The sequence below is a fragment of the Streptomyces sp. CY-1 genome (assembly GCF_047218265.1).
GTDB lineage: Bacteria > Actinomycetota > Actinomycetes > Streptomycetales > Streptomycetaceae > Streptomyces > Streptomyces niphimycinicus.
Genome location: NZ_CP178393.1, coordinates 8750646 through 8768181 on the forward strand (window position 1 = coordinate 8750646; position 17536 = coordinate 8768181).

General features: G+C 73.0%; 6 protein-coding genes and 1 pseudogene. 3 read left to right on the forward strand and 4 right to left on the reverse strand.

Annotated features, from left to right (window positions below):
- Positions 1 to 21: 21 nt before the first annotated feature.
- From ACK1X7_RS37605 to ACK1X7_RS37615, 3 genes and pseudogenes are all read left to right on the forward strand, one after another.
- Positions 22 to 5355, forward strand: a pseudogene (locus tag ACK1X7_RS37605) (SDR family NAD(P)-dependent oxidoreductase); the annotation flags it as partial.
- A complete protein-coding gene (locus tag ACK1X7_RS37610; RefSeq protein WP_413116313.1) occupies positions 5355 to 10646 on the forward strand; it encodes a type I polyketide synthase in 5292 nt (1763 codons plus the stop codon). The pseudogene ACK1X7_RS37605 and the gene ACK1X7_RS37610, both read left to right, overlap by 1 nt.
- Before the next feature lie 185 nt (positions 10647 to 10831).
- Positions 10832 to 11368 (forward strand): carbonic anhydrase, encoded by a 537-nt coding sequence (locus ACK1X7_RS37615; RefSeq protein ID WP_385144626.1) that lies wholly within the window; start codon positions 10832 to 10834, stop codon positions 11366 to 11368.
- Between the two features lie 95 nt (positions 11369 to 11463).
- On the opposite strand, the gene ACK1X7_RS37620 is transcribed toward ACK1X7_RS37615, so the two are convergent.
- From ACK1X7_RS37620 to ACK1X7_RS37635, 4 genes are read right to left on the reverse strand one after another with little or no spacing between them, the layout of a single operon-like run.
- Complete coding sequence (locus ACK1X7_RS37620; RefSeq protein ID WP_385144628.1) at positions 11464 to 13674, reverse strand: MGH1-like glycoside hydrolase domain-containing protein; 2211 nt, start codon at positions 13672 to 13674, stop codon at positions 11464 to 11466.
- A complete protein-coding gene (locus tag ACK1X7_RS37625; protein WP_413116314.1) occupies positions 13671 to 15734 on the reverse strand; it encodes a beta-galactosidase in 2064 nt (687 codons plus the stop codon). The genes ACK1X7_RS37620 and ACK1X7_RS37625 overlap by 4 nt, the downstream gene beginning before the upstream one ends.
- Positions 15731 to 16588 (reverse strand): carbohydrate ABC transporter permease, encoded by an 858-nt coding sequence (locus tag ACK1X7_RS37630; protein WP_385144632.1) that lies wholly within the window; start codon positions 16586 to 16588, stop codon positions 15731 to 15733. The genes ACK1X7_RS37625 and ACK1X7_RS37630 overlap by 4 nt, the downstream gene beginning before the upstream one ends.
- On the reverse strand, positions 16585 to 17535 hold the full coding sequence (locus ACK1X7_RS37635) for a carbohydrate ABC transporter permease (protein ID WP_413116315.1): 951 nt from the start codon (positions 17533 to 17535) through the stop codon (positions 16585 to 16587). Before ACK1X7_RS37635 ends, ACK1X7_RS37630 begins: the two co-directional genes overlap by 4 nt.
- Position 17536 lies beyond the last annotated feature (1 nt).

Sequence of the window (17536 nt, forward strand, 5' to 3'; positions counted from 1 at the left end):
CTCCGCCAGTACCTCAAGCGGTCGATCGCCGACGCCCGACAGGCACGGCAGCGGGTGCGCGAGCTGGAGGACCGGGACCGGGAACCGATCGCGATCGTCGCCATGGCCTGCCGCTACCCCGGCGGCGTGGTCTCGCCCGAGGACCTCTGGCGCCTGGTCGAGCGGGGCGAGGACGCGATCACGCCGTTCCCGACGGACCGGGGCTGGGATCCCGACGAAGCGGCTGACCCGCGTATGCGGCCGCCCGTCGGTGGATTCCTGCGGGGCGCCGACCGGTTCGACGCGGAGTTCTTCGGCATCAGCCCCCGAGAGGCGCTGGCCATGGATCCGCAGCAGCGGCTCATGCTGGAGACCACGTGGGAGGTCCTCGAACGGGCCGGAATCGACCCCGAGTCGCTGCGCGGCGCCCCGGTCGGCGTCTTCGTCGGCAGCGGCAGCCAGGACTACCTCCCGACGAACGGTCAGGCCCCGGCAGGCGCCGACGGATATCTGCTCACCGGGGCGTCCTCGGCCGTGCTGTCCGGCCGGGTGGCCTTCGCCTTCGGCTTCGAGGGGCAGGCGGTGACCGTCGACACGGCCTGCTCGTCCTCGCTGACCGCACTGCACCTGGCGAGCCACGCGCTGCGCCGGGACGAGTGCTCGCTCGCCGTGGTCGCCGGGGTGACCGTGATGGCCTCACCGGTCGTGTTCGCCGAGTTCGGCCGACTGGGCGGTCTCGCCCCCGACGGCCGGTGCAAGGCGTTCTCGGCCGCCGGGGACGGGGCCGGGTTCGCCGAGGGTGTGGGTGTGCTGCTGGTCGAGCGGTTGTCCGTGGCGCGCCGCGAGGGACATCCGGTGCTTGCCGTGGTGCGCGGCAGCGCGGTCAACCAGGACGGTGCGAGCAGCGGACTGACGGCGCCGAACGGCCCTTCGCAGCAGCGGGTGATCGGACAGGCCCTCGCCAACGCCGGACTGTCGGCCGCGCAGGTCGACGTGGTGGAGGCACACGGCACGGGTACGGCACTCGGGGACCCGATCGAGGCACAGGCGCTGCTCGCCACCTACGGACAGAACCGGGACCGGCCACTGCTGCTCGGCTCGATCAAGTCCAACATCGGCCACACCCAGGCCGCGGCGGGGATCGCCGGTGTGATCAAGATGGTCATGGCGCTGCGCGAGGGCGTGGCGCCCAGGACGCTGCACGCGGACGAGCCGTCGAGGAACGTGGACTGGTCGGCCGGAAAGGTGAGGGTGCTCAGCGAGGCGCAGCCGTGGCCGGACACGGGCCGACCGCGGCGGGCGGGCGTGTCGTCGTTCGGGATCAGCGGGACGAACGGGCATGTCATTCTGGAGGCCGCGGAGGCGCTCGAGGCCGTCGAGCCAGCGGAATCCGCTCCGGCCGGCGCCCCGGCACCGGTGCTGCCCTGGGTGCTCTCCGCGAAGAGCGAAGCGGCGCTGAGCGCGCAGGCATCGCGGCTGCGCGAGTCGGTCGCGGCCCGGCCACACCTCACTCTGAACGATGTCGGGGCGTCGCTGGTCGCGACCCGCTCGGCGTTCGAGCATCGCGCCGCCGTGGTCGCCGGGGACCGGGACGGGTTCCTGCGCGGGCTGACGGCTCTGGAGTCCGGTGACGACACGGCGGCCGGTGTGGTGCGGGGCGTGGCCAGGAGCGGAAAGCTGGCGTTCCTCTTCTCCGGCCAGGGCTCCCAGCGGGTCGGTATGGGCCGGGAGCTGGCGGCGAGGTTCCCGGTGTTCGAGTCCGCGTTCGCCGAGGTGTGCGCCCGGTTCGACCGGTATCTGGAGCGGCCGCTGCGGGAGGCGATGTCGGACGCCGCTCTGCTGGATCAGACCGTCTGCACCCAGGCGTCGCTGTTCGCGGTGGAGGTCGCGCTGTTCCGGCTGGCGCGGTCGTGGGGTCTGCGCCCCCACGCCCTGGCCGGGCACTCGATCGGCGAACTGGTGGCGGCCCATGTGTCCGGAGCGATGTCGCTGGACGACGCTGCCGCGCTGGTCGCGGCACGCGGGCGGCTGATGCAGGCACTGCCGGCCGGCGGGGCGATGGTCGCGATCGTCGCCCCGGAGGCCGACGTCGCGCCGCTGCTGACCGAGCGCGTGTCGATCGCGGCGGTGAACGGCCGCTCGTCGGTGGTGATTTCGGGCGACGAGGAAGCCGTACTCGCCATCGCCTCGCGGTTCCGGCGGACGCGGCGGCTACCGGTGAGCCATGCGTTCCACTCGCCCCTGATGGAACCCATGCTCGACGAATTCCGCCGGGTGGCCCGGGCGCTGTCGTACGGCTCCCCGCAGATCCCGGTCGTGTCCAACGAAACCGGCGAGCTGGTAACGGAGTTCACGGCCGACCACTGGGTACGGCACGTGCGTGAGACGGTGCGCTTCGCCGACGGGCTGCGCACCTTGGAGTCGCGGGGCGTGACGACGTTCCTCGAACTCGGGCCCGACGCCGTGCTGACGGCGACGGCCGACGGCGCCGCGACGATCCCGCTCCTGCGGAAGGACCGTCCGGAACCGGAGACCGCGCTGACGGCACTGGCGCGACTGCACGTCCGCGGCGTCGACGTGGACTGGCCGGGCTTCTTCGCCGGGGCCGGCGCCCGGCGCGTCGACCTTCCCACCTACGCCTTCCAGCACGAACGGTACTGGCTGCCCGCCGGCCTCGGCCGCTCCTCCGCCGAGCATCCGCTGCTGGAGACGTCGGTCGAACTCGCCGGGAGCGGCGGCGCGGTGTTCACCGGACGGCTCTCCACCGCCACCCATCCGTGGCTCGCCGACCACCAGGTGCTCGGCAGCGTTGTACTGCCGGGAGCCGCCATGGTGGAGTTCGCGCTGCACGCGGCCGACCGCACGGGTGGCGACGGAGTGGAGGATCTCACGCTCGAAGTGCCGCTCGTGCTGCCGCGGCAAAGGCGGGTGGAACTGCAAGTGACCGTCGACGACGGCGCGTTCGTCATCCACTCACGCCCCGTCGGAGCGAGCGAATGGACACGGCACGCCAGTGGCGCCTTCGCCGAGGACCGGCCGGAACCAGAACCCGCCCTGGCCGAGTGGCCGCCGAAGGACGCCGAACCGGCCGACGTGTCCGAACTCTACGAACGCCTGCGCACGGCCGGTCTCGCCTACGGCAGGACGTTCCAGGGCGTGCGGGCGGTGTGGCGGCACGGCGACGACGTCCTCGCCGAGGTGGCCCTGCCCGACGAGGTGACCGCGGAGGCCGGCCGGTACGGGATGCATCCCGCGCTGCTGGACGCCGCCCTGCACGCGGCCGGGCTGACCCTCGCCGACGACGGCACACGGCTGCCCTTCTCATGGCGGGGAGTGCGCCTGCACGCCGTACGGGCGACGTCTTTGCGGGTTCGCCTCTCGCCCGTGGGCCCGCAGGAGTTCACCGTGTCCGCGGCGGACGAGTCCGGGGCGGCAGTGCTCTCGATCGGCACCCTGGCCCTGCGGCCCGTGTCGGCGGGCCGGCTTCAGGCGGCCCGCGCCAAGGAGACGCTGTTCCGGGTGAGCTGGGAGAACACACCGGCGACCGGCGGGGCGCTCGCGGGAACACGCGTGGTGCTCGGCCCGGACGAGCTGGGTCTCGCGGACGCGCTCGGCGCCCCACAGGTCGCCGAGCTCGCCTCGGCCGACAGCTCGGTGTCCGACCTGGTGGTGTCCTGCGCGGCCGGCGGCCCGGACGTCCGCGCCCGGCTCGACCGGGTGCTGCGGCTGACACAGGCATGGCTGGCCGAAGACCGGCCGGCGGCGTCGCGCCTGGTGGTGGTGACCCGGGAGGCCGTGGGACCGGACGCCACGGACCCGGCCGGCGCGGCGGTGTGGGGCATGCTGCGCTCGGCACAGTTGGAGCACCCGGGCCGTATCGTCCTGGTGGACTTGGACGGCCAGGACGCGTCACTGCGCGCGCTGCCCGCGATCCTGTCCAGCGCCGAGCCCCAGATGGCCGTCCGCGTCGGCAGGGCGTCGGTGCCGAGGCTGGAGCGGGTGAGACAGTCCGAACCGGGCCCTTCACCCTTCCGCCCCGGCGGCACGGTACTCATCACCGGTGGGACCGGTGTGCTGGGCAAGGCGGTGGCGCGCCACCTGGTCACGGCACACGGGGTACGTCATCTGCTGCTGGTGAGCCGGGGCGGGCCGGCGGGCGCCCCCGACCTCTCCGACCTGTCCGACCTCGGCGCCGAGGTCTCGGTCTTCGCGTGTGACGTGGGCGATCGTGCGGCACTGGCAGGGGTTCTCGCGTCGGTCCCGGCCGACCGTCCGCTGACCGGCGTGATACACGCCGCCGGTGTGGTCGACGACGGCGTGGTGTCGTCGTTGTCGCCGGGGCAGGTGGACACGGTGCTGCGGGCCAAGGCGGACGGCGCGCGGCATCTGCACGAGCTGACCGGGGACCTGGACGCCTTCGTGCTGTTCTCGTCGGCGGCGGGAACGCTGGGCTCGGCCGGCCAGGCCAACTACGCGGCGGCGAACGCCTACGTGGACGCCCTGGCACAGCACCGGCGCGCCTCGGGACTGCCGGCGACCTCCGTGGCATGGGGCCCGTGGGAGGAACTCAGCGGGATGACGCGGGGTATGAAGGCGGCGGACCGTGCGCGGCTGACGCGGTCGGGGATCGCCGCACTGCCCACGGAGGACGCCCTGTCGTCCTTCGACGCGGCGGTGACGGCGGACGAGGCGGTGGTCGTGGCCATGCGGCTGGACACCTCGGCGCTGGGGGATCATGTGCCCGCTGTGCTGAGCGGGTTGGCCTCGCGGCGGACCCCGCGCGAGGCGGCGACGGTCGGGTTGCTGGAGCAGCTCGCCCCGCTCTCCGCGGACGAACAGGACCGGAGGGTGATCACAGCGGTCCGCACGCAGGTGGCCGCGGTCCTCGGATTCCCGGGCCCCGAGCGAGTGGACACCGAACAGGGCCTGGTGGACATGGGTTTCGACTCCCTGACGGCGGTCGAGCTGCGGAACCGGCTGAACACCGCCACGGGCCTGCGGCTGCCCGCCACCCTGGTCTTCGACTACCCGACCCCCACCGCCCTGGGCCGCCATGTCGCGACGGAACTACGGCGCGGCCGCGGCGGCGACGATCCGGGCGGGCCGGCCGCGGCGCTCGCCGTCCTGAGCGAAGTGGACCGGCTGGAGGGGCTGCTGTCCGCATGCTCACCGGGCGAGGACGGATACGCGCGGATCACCGGCCGGCTGCGTGAACTGATGGCGACATGGGACGGCCTCGCGCACGGGGCGCACAAGACGGAGGAGCCCGGCGGGGAGCCGGAGAGGGAGCCGGACCGGAGCACGGTCACGGCGAAGTTGCAGTCGGCGTCGGCGGACGAGGTCCTCGCCTTCATCCAGAAAGAGTTCGGCAGGTAATGGGCGCGATGAACGAAGACACCCTCCTCGATCACCTGAAATGGGTGACGGCCGAGCTGCACGAGAGCCGGGAGCGGCTGCGCGCGGCGGAGTCCGCCGGGCGGGAGCCGGTGGCGATCGTCGGGATGGCATGCCGCTATCCGGGCGGTGTGCGCACCCCGGAGCAGATGTGGCGACTCCTCGCGGGCGGCGAGGACGCCGTCTCCGGCTTCCCGGTCAATCGCGGGTGGGACCTCACCCGCCTCTACCACCCGGACCCGGACCACCGCGGCGCGTCGTACGCACGGGAAGGCGGGTTCCTGCACGACGCCGACCTGTTCGACGCCGAGTTCTTCGGGATCTCGCCGCGCGAGGCGCTGGCGATGGATCCGCAGCAGCGGTTGCTGCTGGAGACCGCGTGGGAGGCATTCGAAGATGCCGGTATCGATCCCGCAGCGGTACGCGGCAGCCGGACCGGCGTGTTCGCGGGTGTGATGTACCACGACTACGGCGCCCTCCTCGAGCAGTCGGCCCAGGATTTCGAGGGCCACGTGGGAAGCGCGAACGCCGGCAGCGTGGCGTCCGGCCGGATCGCCTACGAACTGGGCCTGGAAGGGCCCGCCGTCACCATCGACACCGCCTGCTCGTCGTCGCTGGTGGCCCTGCACCTGGCCTGCCAGGCCCTGCGGCGCGAGGAGTGCACGCTCGCCCTGGCCGGCGGCGTGACGGTCATGGCCGACCCCCGGCCGTTCATCGAGTTCAGCCGACAGCGAGGCTTGGCGGCGGACGGCCGGTGCAAGTCGTTCGCCGACGCGGCGGACGGCACGGGGTGGTCCGAAGGCGTCGGCCTCCTCCTGGTCGAACGGCTCTCGGACGCGCGCCGCAACCGGCACCCCGTGCTCGCGGTGGTACGCGGCAGCGCGGTCAACCAGGACGGTGCGAGCAGCGGCTTCTCCGCGCCCAACGGCCCTTCCCAGCAGCGGGTCATCCAGCAGGCCCTGGCCGACGCCGGGCTGGAACCGTCCGAGGTGGACGCCGTGGAGGCCCATGGCACGGGCACGCGGCTCGGTGATCCCATCGAGGCACAGGCGCTGCTGGCGACCTATGGCCAGGGCCGTGACCGGCCGTTGCTCCTGGGCTCGGTCAAGTCCAACATCGGTCACGCGCAGGCCGCCGCGGGTGTGGCCGGGGTGATCAAGATGGTGCTGGCGATGCGGCACGGAGTGCTGCCCACCACCCTGCACGTCGACCGGCCGAGCCACCTGGTCGACTGGTCGGCGGGAGCCGTGGAACTGCTGACCGAGGCCAGGGACTGGCCCCGGGGCGGGCGGCCGCGGCGGGCAGGGGTCTCCGGGTTCGGTGTGAGTGGCACCAATGCCCATGTCATCGTCGAGGAGCCGGAGGCCGGGCCCGGGTCCGGGGCCGGACCGGACGCATCGTCAGACGCCCATCCCGCGGCCGTCCCCTGGCCGCTGTCCGGGCACACCCCACAGGCCCTGCGCGCACAGGCCGGCCGCCTCCTGTCGTACCTCGGGGACGGCGACGGCCTCGGCCTGCGTCCCGTCGACGTGGCCCGCTCCCTCAGCACCACCCGCTCCGTGCTCAACCACCGCGCGGTGGTGACCGGCGAGGACCGCGCGGAACTGCTGTCCGGCCTCGCCGCGCTCGCCGCGGGCGACACCGCCCCGGGTACGAGCGTCGCGGCGGCCGCGTCCGACGGGCCCACGGCGTTCGCCTTCACCGGCCAGGGCTCGCAGCGGCTGGGCATGGGCCGGGAACTGTACGAGACCTTCCCGGTGTTCGCCGCGGCGTTCGACGAGGTGAGCGCCGAACTGGACCGGTATCTGTCCCGTCCGCTGCGCGAGGTGATCTGGGGCGACACCCCGGATCTGCTGGAGCAGACCGAGTTCGCCCAGACCGGACTGTTCGCCGTGGAGACGGCGCTGACCGCGCTGCTGCGGTCCCTGGGAGTACGGCCGGACGTCGTCCTCGGCCACTCCGTCGGCGAAGTCGCCGCCGCGCACACAGCCGGGGTGCTGTCCCTGCCCGACGCCGCCCGGCTGGTCGCCGCCAGGGCCCGGCTGATGCAGACGCTGCCCGCCGGCGGGGCGATGGTGTCGGTGGCGGCCGGGGAATCGGCGGTGCTGCCCTTCCTGAACGAGCAGGTCGCCCTCGCCGCGGTGAACGGACCGGAGGCCGTGGTCCTCTCCGGCCCCGAGGAACCCGTCCTCGCGGCCGCCGCCCGACTGGCCGCCGACGGCATCCGCACGACACGCCTGGCGGTGAGCCACGCCTTCCATTCGCCCCTGGTCGCCGGAATGCTCACCCAGTTCCGGGCCGTGGCGCGGACAGTGGCCTTCGCCCCGCCGGCCATCCCGTTCGTGTCCGCCGTCACCGGCACACCCGTGACGGCGGCCGAGCTGTGCTCACCCGACTACTGGACCGCGAACATCCGTGACACGGTCAGATTCGGCGACTGCGTGGACAGCCTCACCACCCAGGGGGTCGCACGCTGCGTGGAGATCGGGCCCGACGCCGTCCTTGCGCCCATGGCGCGGTCGGCCGTGCCATGGGTGCCCGTACTGCGCAAGCGCCTCGCCGAGCCGACGGCGTTGCTCACCGCGCTGAGCAGCCTGTACGTGCAGGGAGCGACGGTGGACTGGCCGGCCTGGCTGGCCGGTGCCGGACGCCGCGTACCACTGCCCACGTACGCCTTCCAGTCCAAGCGGTACTGGCCCGCCGCGGCCGTACGCGACCGGCACACGCACCGCACCGCCGACGCTCTCGACCACGGCATCCTGCACCACATGGTCGAGTCACCGGACTCCGGCCGGCTGGTGGTGACCGGCCGGCTGGACCGGCACGCCCAGCCGTGGCTGGCCGATCACGCCTTCGGCGGCGTGGTCCTGTTCCCCGGTGCCGGCTTCGTGGACCTCGCGGTCACGGCCGGGGCGCTGGCCGGCTGCCCGGTGCTGGCGGAGCTGACCGTCCGGGCGCCGTTGCCCGTGCCCGAGGAAGGCGAGGTCGACCTCCAGGTCGTCCTGGACCCGGCCGATGCGCAGGGCGCCCGCCAGGTGTTGGTGTACGCCCGCACCTCCGGGCGGTCCGACTGGACCTGCCACGCCACAGGCGCCCTGTCGGCCCGGGAAACCCCACCGAACCCGGGCCCGGCCCACTGGCCGCCCCCGGGCGCCACCGAGATTCCCCTCGCCGGCACCTACGAGAGCCTGTACGAGCAGGGTTACGACTACGGCCCGGCCTTCCAGGGGCTGCGCTCGGCATGGCGGACGGACGACGCCGTGTACGCCGAGGTGAGCGTCGACGACGGCGCTTCACACAGCCTGCACCCCGCCCTCCTGGACGTGGCCCTGCACGCGTCGGTGTTCCTGCGGGCGGCCGGCGACCGGGGCGGGCTGCCGTTCGCGTGGAGCGGGGTCTCGGTGCACGCCACCGGCTCCTCGGTGCTGCGCGTGCGGCTGGCCCGTGCGGGCCAGGACGCGCTGACCCTGGAGGCGAGCGATGAGACGGGCAGCCCGGTCGTCCGCGTCGAGTCGCTGGCCGTACGGCCCGTGGCGCCCGGCGCGCTGACCGCCGTACCGCTGGTGGACCAGGCGATGTGCACGCTCGACTGGCGCCCGGCGACGACCTCCGGCGGCACCTACGGCGTCGCTCTCGTCGTACGCCGTTGCGGCGGGGGCCCGGAGCCGGCCGAGGCCGGCCGGGTGCTGGGGCTGCTCAAGGAGTGGCTGGCCGGCGATCGGCCCGCGCACGAGCGGCTGGTGATCATGACCGGCGCGGCGGTGGCGGTGACCCCGGGCGAGGACGTCACCGATCTGGCGGGCGCGGGAGTGTGGGGCCTGGTGCGCTCGGCGCAGTCCGAACACCCCGGCCGTTTCCTGCTCGTGGACACCGACGGCACGCACGACGACACGGCGCTTCTCGCCGCGGCTGCCGCCGGTGAGACCCAGATCGCGGTCCGCGCGGGCCGGATGCTGGCACCGAGGCTGGTCCGGGCCGCGGCCGCCGCACCGCTCACCCCGCCCGAACCCCTGGCGGACCCGGACACGACGGTGGTGATCACCGGCGGCACGGGCGGACTCGGCGCTCTTGTGGCCCGCCACCTGGCGACCGCATGCGGTGTCCGGAACCTTCTGCTGCTCAGCCGCCGCGGAATGGCCGCCGAGGGAGCCGCGGACCTGGCCGCCGAACTGGGGGCGCGGGTGGCCGCCGTGGACGTCTCGGACCGTGACGCCCTGGCCCAGGCGCTGGCCGGGATCCGTGTCGGCGGTGTGATCCACGCGGCGGGCGTACTCGACGACGCGGTGATCGAGTCGCTGACCCCGCAGCGCGTCGAGCGGGTGATGCGCTCCAAGTCGACCGCCGCGCTGGCCCTGCACGAGCTGACCGAGGACCAGCCCGTGTCCTTCTTCGTGATGTTCTCCTCGGCGGCCGGGATCCTGGGCAGCCCCGGCCAGGGCGCCTACGCCGCGGCGAACGCGGTGCTCGACGGCCTGGCGGCGCGCCGCCGGGCGCAGGGCCTGCCGGGCCAGTCACTGGCATGGGGCCCGTGGGGCGGTGCCGCCGGGATGACCGCCGCGATGAGCGAGACCGACCGGACCAGACTGGCCAGGGCGGGCGCCGCGGCCCTGTCGCCGCAGGAGGGGCTCGCGCTGTTTGACGCCGCGCTCAGCAGGGACGACGTACTGCTGGTGCCGGCACGTTTCGACCTGGCCGCCGCCGGAACCGTGCCCCCGCTGATGCGCGAGCTGGTCGTCCGGCGGGCAGCGCACCGTACGTCCGAACCGCAAAACGTGCTGCACCGGCTGACCGGGCTGTCGCAGGAGGAGCGCCGGCGCGCGCTGCTGGACGTGGTGCGCTCTCACGCGGCCGCGGTGCTGGGGCATCCCGAGCCGGAGTCGGTGAGCGCCGAACGGGCCTTCAGCGACCTGGGCTTCGACTCGCTGATGGCGATCGACCTGCGCAACCGGCTGAACGCCGCGACCGGGCTGCGGCTTTCGCCGACACTGGTCTTCGACCAGCCCACCGCGGCCGAACTCGCCGCGCATCTCGACTCGCTGACCGAACCCCCGACCCCCGGTCAGCCGGTCCTGGAGGCGCTGGACCGCCTGGAGTCCCTGATGCCCACTCTGGCACCGGACGACGAGACCACGGCGCAGGTCGGCAGCCGTCTGCGCCGTCTCCTGTCGGACCTGGGGCAACGCCCGGCGTCCGGTCTGGACCTCGCCGATGCGTCGGCGCAGGAGGTACTCGATCTCATCGACAGCAAGTTCGCACTGCCCGACCGGCCATGAGAAGTCAGGCGCGACGGAGCGGAACGGGAGCGTCGAGCGCGCTCCGGACCATGCGGCCACGGCAGCGCACGCGGATCTGGACGGAGAGCGGGGGCGTGGTCCGCGCAGCCGTGTCATGCTGGAGGTGGAGGGGAAACGGGGTGCTCGCCCTCCGCCAAGGTTTCTTGATCTTGAAGGGACCAGCCATGCCGAACATCACCCCGTACCTGGAGCGCAACCGCGCTTTCGCGGCCTCCGGCGCCCAGGGGGACGTCCCCGGGATTCCCTTCGTCCCGTTCGGGCAGATGTACCTGATCACCTGCATCGACCCGCGCGTGGAGCCCGCGGCCGTCCTCGGCGTCCGGCTCGGGGAAGCGATCGTCGCGCGCAACGTCGGCGGCCGCGTGACCCCCGCGGTCATCAAGGACCTCGCCTGGATCGTGCACCTGCACGAGAACAAGACCCCCGACGCGGACTGGTTCGAGATCGCCGTCATCCACCACACCGACTGCGGCTCGGGACTGCTCGCCGACGACGACCTGCGCGCCGGCTACGCCGCACGCGGCGGCTGGGACGAGCAGACCTCCTTGAAGATGGCCGTCCTGGAGCCGTCCGAAACGGTCCAGGAGGACGTCGCCAAGCTGCGCTCGGCGCCCGAGCTCGCGCCGGGCATCGGCGACATCGCGGTCGGCGGCTACGCCTACGATCTCGCCACGGGGGAGGTCACCACGGTCGTCCAGTGAGTGGTCGCGGCAGCAGCGGCCCTCCGTAGGTCCAGCGGAGGCCGCCGCTGGACGCGGCGGCCCCCGCCGACGGTGAGAACCGCGTTGGCGGCGGGTTACTTGCCCCCGGCCGGGGTCTCGTCTCCGGTCAGCATCGGCAGCAGCAACGCCGCCGACCAACTGAAGTGGGGCGAGTTGAGCGGCGCGCCGGTGACCGGGTCGTAGTTCTCCATGATCGGACCGTTGCCGGAGAGCCCGGAGGCATGCGCGAGGAGCCGGTCGGTGAGGGCATCGGCGTCCTTGCCGTAGCCGTAGCGGCGCAGCCCGCCGAGGGCGAAGTACGCCTGGTCGAGCCAGACGGGGCCGCGCCAGTACGCGGTCGGCGAGAAGTACGGGGAGCTCTTGGCGACCGTGGGGAACGGCACCCCGGTCGCGAACTCGCCGGGGTCCGTCAGCCGGGCGCGCACCGTCCGGGCCTGCGCGGCGGACGCCGTGCCGGTCCACAGCGGGATGGCGCCCTCGATGCCGCGCCCGCGTGCGGTGAGCGGCTTCCCGGTGCCGAGCGCGGTGTCGTGGAACCAGCCGTCGGCCGGGTCGTACATCGTCTTCCGTACCAGGGCGTGGGTGGCGGCCGACTTCTCCTGCCACCGCCGGGCGTCGCGGCCGTGCCCCACGACGGCCGCGATGCGTGCCAAGTAGCCCTGGTCCGCGGCGAGATACGCGTTCAGGTCGACGGACTCCTGGTTCAGGGAGTAGCCGAGGAGGGTGCCGTCCGGCGCCCGGTTGGCGACGACGGAGGTGCCGAGCGCGGCGTCGTAGCGGGGCGCGTTGTCCATGCCGCTCTCCCAGGCCGCGGCCTGGCGCCGCTGTTCGGGCGAGTCGTTGGCGGGGTCGACGGTGGCGCCGTACTCGGCGAGGCCGTTGTGGTCGTGGTCCCGGTTGCGGTACCACCAGTCCTGGTAGGCGGCGAGTTTCGGGTACATCTCGCGCAGGAAGGCCGTGTCGCCGCTCCGGCGGTAGACCTCCCATACGGCCCAGGCGGCCAGCGGGGGCTTGGAGTTGCGCTCGTTCCAGTTGCCGCCGCCGCGCGCGGGGTCGTTGTAGAAGATGGCGTCCGGGATCATTCCGGCGTCCTGCGGCCGGGTCCGGGAGTCCGGCCGGATCTGCCAGTCGAACATGGAGCGGATCTGGGACTGGGCGAGCCGGGGGTCGAAGCGGGCGGTGCCGACCGCCTGCTTCCAGGTGTCCCAGGCCCAGAGGCCGCCGGTGAACCACTTGTACGAGATCGACGGTGTGATGCCGTCGTGCTTGATCTCCCCGGCCGCACCGCGCCGGTTGGTGACGAGTGTCTCCAGCGACTTCACGGCCATCCGCCGCCGGTCCGCCGGCACCCCGCGGGTCACGTCGCGGACATAGCGCCGCCAGCGCTCGTCGGCGGCGGCGGCCTCGGCCGAGGGGGCGGCGAGGACCTGCCGCGCCCGGTGCGCCTCGCGGGTGCGTTCGGCGGCGGTGAAGGTGTAGGACTCGGTCCAGTCGAAGCTGTGGGAGCGCCCGGGGGCGAGGGTCACCGGGGCCGTGGCCGCCGTCCGGTAGGTGTCGCCGTCGAGGGTGGTGCGGACGGGTTCCTTGTGGGTGATCTCGAAGCGTTCGGTGCCGTCCGTGAGGTAGTCCCACTCCTTGCGGACTCTTGCGAAGTCGACGCCGACGCCGGTGGGTGTGGCGGTGAGCGAGGGCGCGTCGCGCATCGGCGCGTCCTCGGGGCGCAGCAGGCTGCCGGTCCAGCCGGCGTGCAGGGTGCGCGCCGCCGTACCGGTGTTGCGCAACTCGGCTCGTACGAGTGCGCTGCGGTCGGTGGCGAACCGCAGCTCCAGCGTGAGGCGCAAGCCGCGTCCGAGGTCGTAGGACTGGCGCAGCAGCCCGGGCAGCGAGGTGAACCGGGGTGTGCCGCCCGCGGCGAGGTCCAGGGTGTGCCCGCCCTCACTGAGGCGGATGCGGCTGAAGGAGGTGCTGAGCCACCACGGGTATTCCTGGGCTATGTAGAGCGGCCCGGTGAAGCCTCCGTACGCGGCGCGGTCGCCCTTCTCGGGCAGGGCGTAGGCATGCCAGGCGCCGCGGTCGGCGAAGACGGTGACGGGGTTGTTGTCCTTGTCGTCGCCGGGCAGGGCGGCGGTCGGGGTGCCGTGCAGATCGAGGACGTCCGCGTAGCGGGACGGCGGCCGCGGACGGTCCGCGGTGGAGACGGCGTGCGAGGCGGCCTGCGGGGCGGCGAGCGCGCCCGCGGCGAGCAGGAGCGCCGTCAGGGCGTACAGGGGCCGGTGTCCGGTCACTGGTCAGTTCCTCCGGGGGAGTCGGGGGCAGGGGAGCCGGGGGCGGCGGCGACGCGGATGACCGCGGCGCCGAGCGGTTCGAGAGTGATGTGGCCGTGAACGGCCTCTCCGGTGAGCAGATCGGTGCCACCTGCGGCGTACGCGCCGGTCAGCGGGGTCCGTGCCGGGCGGTCGCCGTGGTTGAGGAGGAAGAGATAGGTGTCCCGCGCACCGGCGCGGACCGTCACCTCCACGCCTTCGGGGGCGTCCAGGACGGGCCGTACACCCGCCGCGGTCAGGGCCCGGTCGAGTATGTCGCCGATGTCCTCGCCGAGGTGGCAGCTCACATACCAGGCGGTTCCGGAGCCGTACGGGTGCCGGGTGACGGCGGGCCGGCCGGCGAGCGGGCCCGAGGTGTACGCGTCGGCGGTCTCGGCGCCCTCGGTCACGATCCACTCGGTCCACAGCGTGGCCTCGGCTCCGGAGGCCAGGGTGACCGTCTCCCCGTCGGGGACCGGCCAGAACTCGTCCACCGACAGGCCCAGTACCTCCCGCAGCGGACCGGGCGCTCCTCCGTCGTGGATGTGGTCGTGTCCGTCGACGACGCCACTGAACGGTCCGCAGACGAGGTGGCCGCCGCCGCGCACGTAGTCGGCGATCCGGCGGGCGTGCTCCGGGCGCAGAAGGTGCAGGTTGGGCGCGAGGACGGCCCGGTAGCCGTCGAGGGCGGCATCCGGCGGGACGAAGGTGATCGTGATGGAGCGGGCGTGGAGAGCCGTGTACCAGGGACGCAGCAGCTCGGGCCAGCGCATCCGGGCCGAGGGGTGGTCGTCGCCCTCCAGCGCCCACCAGGAGTCCCAGTCCAGGACGATCGCGACGTCGGCGGTGAGCCGGCTGCCCGCGATGTCGCCGAGGCGGGCAAGTTCGGCGCCGAAGCGCACCGTCTCGCGCCAGCCGCGCGAGGCGGTGCCGCGGTGCGGCAGCAGGGCGCTGTGGTACTTCTCCGCTCCGGCGCGGGAGGCCCGCCATTGGAAGTACATGATGCCGTCGGCGCCGCGGGCCAGGGCCTGGAGCGACCACAGCCGCTGGAGGCCCGGTTTCTTGGGGACGTTCACGGGGCGCCAGCTCACCGCCGAGGGGGCCTGTTCGAGGAGCAGCCAGGGGGTACCGCCGTTGAGGGAGCGCATCAGGTCGTAGTTGAGGGACGCGGTGATGTGGGCGTGCGGGTCGGCGGGGTCCGGGTAGGCGTCGTCGGAGACGAAGTCCTCGGCCTGCGCCCACTTCCAGTAGTCGAGCGCCTTGAACATCGACATGAAGTTGGTCGTCGCGGGAGTGTCCGGGCCCATTTCCGCCAGAATCTCGCGTTCGGCGCGGTGCAGGGCCAGGAGCGCGTCGGAGCAGAACCGCCGCCAGTCCAGAAGCTGGGTCGGGTTGACCGGTCCGGGCGCGGTGCGCGGCGGTTCGATCTCGTCGTACGTGGTGTAGCGCTGCGACCAGAAGGCCGTTCCCCAGGCGTGGTTGAGGGCGTCGATGGTGCCGTAGCGCTCGCCGAGCCAGGCCCTGAAGTGGGCGGCCGAGCGGGGGCAGAAACACTCCGTGACGTGGTCGCCGTACTCGTTGTGGATATGCCACAGGGCGAGGGCGGGATGGTTCGCGTACCGCTCGGCGAGGGCGCGCGTCAGCCGCAGTGCGGCGGCCCGGTACTGGAGCGAGGACGGACAGTAGTGCTGGCGCGAGCCGAATTCGAGGCGTACGCCGTCCGCGGTGACGGGCAGGATCGCCGGGTGGGCGCGGACCAGCCACGCGGGCGGTGAGGCGGTGGCGGTGGCCAGGTCGACGGCGACGCCATGGGCGTGCAGCAGGTCCAGGAGCCGGTCGAACCAGGCGAAGTCCCAGGTGTGCGGGCCCGGCTGGAGCCGGGCCCAGGAGAACACGCCGACGGTCACCATGGTGACCCCGGCCTCCCGCATCAGCCTGGCGTCCTCGGCCCAGACCTCCTCGGGCCACTGCTCGGGGTTGTAGTCACCGCCGTACAGCAGGCCGGGGACCCGGGTGAGACGGGTCCGGCCGGGGCGGCTCATCCCTTCACCGCCCCGCCGAGCAGCCCGGCCACGAACTGCCGCTGGAAGAGCAGGAAGAGTGCCATGAGCGGCAGCGTCGCGAGCAGCGAGCCGAGCATCAGTCCCGAGTAGTCGACCCGGGAGAGACCGGTGAGGGTGTTGAGTGCGACGGGCACGGTGTATTTGTCCTCGGTGTTGAGCATGAGCAGCGGCCAGATGAAGCTGTTCCACTGGGTCATGAAGGTGAAGATCACCAGGGCGCCCAGTTGGGGGCGCACACACGGCAGCACGACCTGGTAGAAGGTGCGCAGTTCCCCGGAGCCGTCGACGCGGGCCGATTCGAGGAGTTCGTCGGGGAAGTCGACGAAGCCCTGTCGCATCAGCAGGATGCCGAACGAGTTCGCCAGGAACGGCAGGATCACGGCCTGGTAGGAGTCGATCCAGCCGACGCTCGCCATCATCTGGAACAGCGGCACCAGCAGCACCTGGAACGGGATCATCATCGTCATCAGCACCGCGCCGAGCAGCAGACCGCGGCCGCGGAAACGGTACTTGGCGAGCCCGTAGCCGCACATCGCGGAGATCAGCGAGCTGAGCGCCGTGTGCACGACGGCGATCCCGACGCTGTTGAGGAGCACCCGGCCGAATCCGATGGTGTCCTGGAGGCGTATGAGATTGTCGAGCAGCCGCCCGCCGGGCAGGAACGGCGGCGGCGAGCGGAAGAGTTCCGGTGTGGAGTGCGTGGCGGCGATCGCCATCCACAAGAACGGCACCAGGCTGACCACGGCTCCGAGGGCGAGCAGCAGCCGTACCAGCAGGCGGCCGGCGCGGCGGGCCGGATGGACCCGTGCCGGGGCGGGGGTAAGGGGGGTCACCGGCGGCGCTCCCTTCCGAACACCAGGTACTGGAGGGCGGAGATCGCGGCGATGAGCGCGACGACGACCCAGGCGATCGCGGCGGCGTAGCCGAAGTCGAGCTGCTGGAAGCCGACCTTGTAGAGGTAGACGACGGGGGTGAGGGTCGCGTCGTCGGGGCCGCCGCGGGTGAGGACGTAGTTCTCGTCGAAGAGCTGGAGGGTGCCGATGGTGGAGGTGATGACGCAGAAGAGCACCACGGGCCGCAGTTGCGGCAGGATCACCCGGAGGTAGGTGGTCACCGTCCCGGCGCCGTCGATCGAGGCGGCCTCGTACTGTTCCTTGCCGATCGCCTGGAGTCCGGCGAGCAGGATGACGGCGTTGTATCCGGTCCAGCGCCAGGTGAGGGACACGATGAGGGAGACGCGGGCCCAGGTGGGGCTGTTGAGCCAGTCGACCGGGCCGGCGCCGAGCGCGCCGAGGATCTGGTTCACCAGGCCGCCGTCCGTCTTGAGCAGGACCTGGAAGACGACGGCGTACGCGACGAGGGTGGTGACGGCGGGCAGGAAGTAGACCGCGCGCCAGGTGCCGCGGAAGCGGAGCCATGACTGGTTGAGCAGGACGGCGAGGGCCAGTCCGAGGCCGATCATCACCGGGACCTGTATGGCGAGGATGACGCCGGTGTTGAACAGCGACTTCAGGAACGCCGGGTCGTCGAACATCCGCTGGTACTGGTCGAGCCCGACCCAGCGGGTGGTGCCCGCGTCCTCGGAGGTGAAGCTCTGGAGCAGGCTGGCACCCAGCGGATAGGCGAAGAAGAGGGCGAAGAGGGCGGCCGCGGGGCCCGCGAAGATCCAGGCGGCCAGGCGCGGGCGCCGTCGTCCGCCGCGGGCCGCGGAGGGTTCGCGTACCGGGGCGGCGCCCCGGTCGAGGGCGGTGGGGGCGGTGGGGGCGGTGGGGGCGGCCATC

Excerpts from the sequence above, each read along its gene's own strand:
- ACK1X7_RS37610 (WP_413116313.1), top strand. The coding sequence starts at position 5,355 with ATGGGCGCGATGAACGAAGACACCCTCCTCGATCACCTGAAATGGGTG.
- ACK1X7_RS37615 (WP_385144626.1), top strand. The coding sequence starts at position 10,832 with ATGCCGAACATCACCCCGTACCTGGAGCGCAACCGCGCTTTCGCGGCC.
- ACK1X7_RS37625 (WP_413116314.1), bottom strand. The coding sequence starts at position 15,734 with ATGAGCCGCCCCGGCCGGACCCGTCTCACCCGGGTCCCCGGCCTGCTG.
- ACK1X7_RS37635 (WP_413116315.1), bottom strand. The coding sequence starts at position 17,535 with ATGGCCGCCCCCACCGCCCCCACCGCCCCCACCGCCCTCGACCGGGGC.